Raw genomic sequence first — 4,999 nt, forward strand, 5'->3', positions numbered from 1 at the left:
AGCTTGTGCTAGTATCGAGAAAGATTGCCTCAAACTCAATCTTGTCCAATAACTCATCATAAATTATGACTCAACAGAATATTGCTTTCTTTTGGGGAGGGGGCCACCATGCCTATTTTACCATTAAATGCTCACAAGAATAACAGTAATTACTAAAATAATATAAATTTTTATATCAAAAAAGTAATCTGTGCAAAAAAAAGCCATCATAAGAATTACATACGTTTTAGTACAATGAAACTTAATTCAAATTTTTTTACTGGATTACATTTTTATCCAATGTTGGATAATTTAGAATCCTTTTTTTTATTTGGTTATAAAATTTGTTTAAGTTTATAATTTATTAACAAAAAAAAATATATATATGTTATTTTTAGCATTTAATGGTTAAAAATTGCATTAAACGGTCATATTTTTATATTTTTTAATTAATCTCTATTTTTTTCATTATCAAATAAAAGCAACTCTATTCTTTATTTTATGTTATCAATCATATATTTAAATATCTTTATTATCTTCATAAAAAGCTTTTAATACTATATTTTTTTGTCGACGACTAATATCAAATTTACAATTAATTCCTTCTAAATAAATTTTATCATTTAATATTTTTGAAATTTTCTTTTTATTAATTACAACACTACGATTAATAAAAATAAAATTGTTTCCTAAAATCATTAATAATCTTTTTAATGTTTTATTTTTTATTATAATTTGTTTATTATCATATATTACTGCAATATTTCTATCTCCTAAATACATACAATATATTATATTACTTTTTTTTATTTCTATTATTTCACCAGCTATTTTAAAACTAATCATATATTGATTTTTTATTCTATTTATCATTTTTGAAATATTTTCCACCAATTCATCTTCTAAGTTATTTTTATTTATATAACCATATATATTAGGCCCAAAAGCTTCTTTAAATCTTTGATTATGATTAGCCATAAAAACTATTTTTTTATCTTCATTAGCTTTTGCATATTCTATGCATCATAATCTGACAGATCAATACTTAGTATCATAAAATCACAATTATTATCAATTTGATTGATAGAGCTGCATGTAAATACTTTGATATCAGTAAATTTTTGTAATAAAATATTTTTTATTTTATTACAAAATTCTTGTTTATCATCTATTATTGTTATCTTAATCATTTTAATATTATCCCTTTGTTTCTCGCATTTTTTTCTCATATAAAGAATATCATAAATTAAATAATATTCAAACAAAAATATTATTTTATAACATTTTTATACCATGTTACTTATATCATTATTTTTTAGATAAATTTTTAATATAATAAAGTGATAAAAGTGTTGCTAGAAGAAAAGAAATTAAACCAAATATGAATGGCAGATGGGGATCAAAAGTATAAAAGAAACCAGCCAGTAAAGCTCCAATAATACCACCTAACGACTTTATTGCATTGTAAAATCCCATAACAATACTGTTGTTTTTATTAGTAGTATATTTTACTATTAAATCTTGAATCAATGGAATAATAATTGAATTTAATGCAAAGAAAATTACATTCATTATAATAAAGGCAACAATATTATTTGTTATAAGAACTCCTATCATCGTAATACTGCTTAATAATAGGACTAACATTGATGATTTTGAAACATCTGTATTTTTGATGATCCACAAACAAATAGTTCCGTTAGCAACTAAAGAAATGAAACCAATTGATGCTTTGATAATTCCATTATAACCAGAAGTTAAATTAAAAATATCTTTAATATAATAGTTAAAACTTTGCTCAAATGCTGTAAATCCTAAAAAATTCAAACAACAAATACTAAACAAAATCAAATATCTTTTATTCATAAATATTTTAGCCTGTTTAAATGAATTAAACGGATTAGCTTGTTTAAGTAAAAAATTTAATTTGTATTTTTTTGTTGAAAAAACATCATTTTTACAAAAAATATAAAATAATATTCCACAACCAGCTAAAGTTAAAGCTTGAATGGCAAATGTTAAATCAATCGAAATTTCTCCTAGCATACCTCCAATAAAATAGCCAAATGATGCACAAACAGTTGCCACAGTCGCTAGAATGGTTAAATTATGTCCTCTTTTTTCAATAGAAGAAGTATTGACAACATACGTTAAGAAACTTACATAACAGCCTCCTGTAAAAACTCCTGAAAACAATCTTGCAAAAATAATAAAATTTTGTGATGTTGCTTGCCAAAAAAATATTTGTCCAATCGCATAACCTATACTACATATTAACATTGTTGTTTTGCTATTTATTTGCTCATTTAGTTTTCCCCAAAATGGTGAAAATAAAAAATTCATTCCCATCATTGCTCCATAGGCGACACCAAACATATAACTATCTAAATTTAGATTTTTTATAACTGTGGGTGTAATAGGATGAGCATAATTAGCTGCTAAATTAAACATTCCATTAATAATAAAAAATATTAATAACTTATTTTTATTCATCTTTCTTCCTCTACTTCAATAATTCACTATATAAATTGATTTTATAATTTATTATCTCAATATTTCTTCCATTTTTCTTTTTTTGTTTTATATTTTTACTTCAATTTATTATCATATCATAATTTGATATAAATTATATATGATTTTTTGATTATTTTTTTATCTTTTCAAATATCTGAATAATCTTATTTTACAAATAAATCATTCAAACTGTTTTCACTTAATCTAAATACGGTTGCTATTAAAAATAAACCAGTCTGCATGACGGTTTTCTTATACTAATATTCTTAACTTGTTTTGCCTAATGCAAAAATATTTTGACACATCTTCAATGGAAAGAATGTATTTTTCCCATACAGGAACTTCATAGATATTACTCATAATGTTGAAAAAATCATGCTAGCTTCTTTCTTATGCCTGTTGCCTGTAAAACGTATTTTAAGTTGCAATAGCCTGGACCTTTCATTTCTTGCAAATATCTTCCTTTGTTTTTGTTGTCAAAAAACAAAAAGAAAGATCAAGCAAAAAGGCAGTTCACTGTTGTAATAATTCAGACAGCATAAAATCAAATTTTTTGTTTTCCCGCTGACATTTACATTTTCAAAACAGCTAATACTTTGGGTAAGGCTGGCAAGATGGTAGAATATATCGGCAACTATCTAGAAAAATTGTTGAAGATAAAGCAGTTGTATCAAAAAATAGAGAGGATATTGAAGATCCACAAAGAACTGCATAGCCTTAATCGATACAGGAAACTTTTGCAGGAATATATGTATAATAATTCTTATGATGATGAAATGCTTACAAAATTGTAAGACTAAAACAATGAGAAAAATATTTCAAATGTGATACCCAAAACGGATTTTGATGATGAGGTTTATGAGAAGTACCAAGAAAAAACAGGTTTATCAAAAAAAATAACTCAAAATTATAGCTCCATAAAAGTTAAAATTAGAGGATTACTAGGTGGAACATATGAATATATTTAAAAGTTAACCATTAAGGAAAAACGTGACTATACTATACAGAAATGATATAATCCATATAACTAAATGAATTTTTAATAGGAGATGATACTTCTGACAACTAAAGAATTGATTCAAAAACAGTTTATAGAAGAATATGAAAAAAAAGAATATACCCGTATTACAGTCAAAGAACTATGTGCCAATACTCCTGTTGCTAGAACAACTTTTTATTCATATTATCAAAATATAAATGATGTAAAAGAAGATACAGAAAATAATTTGATTACTGGTATTACTGAAATTGCCATAAAATTATCAAAAGGCAATATGCCGGAAATGGACTTCTCTTTATTCTTATCCGAAACTATGGGATATATTAAAAAACATTGGCATGAAATTTATGTCTTTCTAATTGTTCAGCCAAATGTGCGGTTTATTTTAAAATGGAAAGAGGCAATAAAAAAACATTTTTTATTAAGATTTCCACAAAAAGAAAAAGTGCCTAATTATGAAATGATTTCCGAAACAATTGCTTCTGGTGTTATCGGAGCATATTCATATTGGCTGAAAAATCCTGAAAAAGTTGATATTGATAGATTAAACAAAATTGTTATTGCTGTTCTCGATAATACCATTGACCTTATTTAAAACTGTTACACACTATGTAGCAGTTTTTTTATGTCCGAACATTTTCCATGTTTGTGTAGTGTACAGAAAAAATTACGAGTATTATACTTTTAACAGTCAAAGAAAATGGAGGAAATAGAATGGTAAAAATAATATTTTTAGTTTTGTTGATTTTTGTTCTATTTACAATAGAAAACAAACAGATACAACGTGGGAAAAAACCTACACAGTATACAAAAGTACTTGATATTTTGCACATGGTTTGTGGTATTTTCATTGCGTTGTTTGCAACTGTTCATGGAATAGGAAATTTACAAAATGTTAAAACCATTAACGTTGTTACAGGATTGATAATTTTAATACTATTGTATGCAGAAATTGTTAACGGTATTTTCTTAAAAAGCAAAGGAAATGCATTTAAAGCAGTAAATATTTTTCACAAAGTCATTCCCTTAATGATACTTTGTATGATTATTGTGCATGTTGTATCAAGAGGAATGGTATAAAATATAGAAAAATAAAAACCTATGTATTTCATACAGGACAGGTATGTGTAGCACCAGATTTAGCTTTTGGAGGAAATAATAACAATCTTATAAAAGCTTCGAGAATTTTTTATCAAAAACAAAATGTATATGATTACCTGTCTCTGCATACTTAGTTGAACGCCCATCTAATTGTTGGAGCAGAAATGTGAGTCCAAATGGAATTTATGATAAATTTGCTTTTTGAGTGTTGATATGCAAATTATTTTGACTCAAAAAACTACTGTTTATGCATTCGTAAATTAGTTAAAATTAAATATAACTAATTTAATTTGATAATATTTTATTCAAATTATTTTATGCCGAGAAAACTTATTTATAGTGGATATTCCTAAGTTATACTTTTTCATAAGCAAAATCTTCTTGATTTTGCTTGGTTTTAACGGT

The 4,999-nt window shown here is 25.0% G+C and carries 5 protein-coding genes; 2 read left to right on the plus strand and 3 right to left on the minus strand.

All coding sequences use genetic code 11. The annotated features are described in order from the left end of the window. Positions 1-498: 498 nt before the first annotated feature. The 3 genes from BR82_RS16090 to BR82_RS0114255 form a co-directional block, all read right to left on the minus strand. Positions 499-957: a LytTR family transcriptional regulator DNA-binding domain-containing protein gene (locus tag BR82_RS16090; RefSeq protein ID WP_051592856.1), complete on the minus strand. Its 459-nt coding sequence runs from the start codon at positions 955-957 to the stop codon at positions 499-501. A 38-nt stretch (positions 958-995) separates the two neighbouring features. Beyond that, positions 996-1,169 carry a hypothetical protein gene (locus BR82_RS17185; protein WP_154659624.1) on the minus strand — a complete coding sequence of 58 codons (174 nt, stop codon included), beginning with the start codon at positions 1,167-1,169 and terminating at the stop codon, positions 996-998. Positions 1,170-1,287: 118 nt separating this feature from the next. Beyond that, positions 1,288-2,472, minus strand: a complete 1,185-nt coding sequence (locus tag BR82_RS0114255) for an MFS transporter (RefSeq protein WP_027090709.1) — start codon at positions 2,470-2,472, stop codon at positions 1,288-1,290. A 1,070-nt stretch (positions 2,473-3,542) separates the two neighbouring features. Here BR82_RS0114255 and BR82_RS0114260 point away from each other — a divergent pair. Beyond that, entirely contained in the window at positions 3,543-4,088 is a 546-nt protein-coding gene (locus tag BR82_RS0114260; protein WP_147590266.1) for a TetR/AcrR family transcriptional regulator, read from the plus strand. Positions 4,089-4,207: 119 nt separating this feature from the next. Further along, a complete protein-coding gene (locus tag BR82_RS0114265) occupies positions 4,208-4,573 on the plus strand; it encodes a hypothetical protein (protein ID WP_027090711.1) in 366 nt (121 codons plus the stop codon). Positions 4,574-4,999: the final 426 nt, after the last annotated feature.

The sequence above is a fragment of the Thomasclavelia saccharogumia DSM 17460 genome, from assembly GCF_000686665.1.
Lineage (GTDB): Bacteria > Bacillota_I > Bacilli_A > Erysipelotrichales > Coprobacillaceae > Thomasclavelia > Thomasclavelia saccharogumia.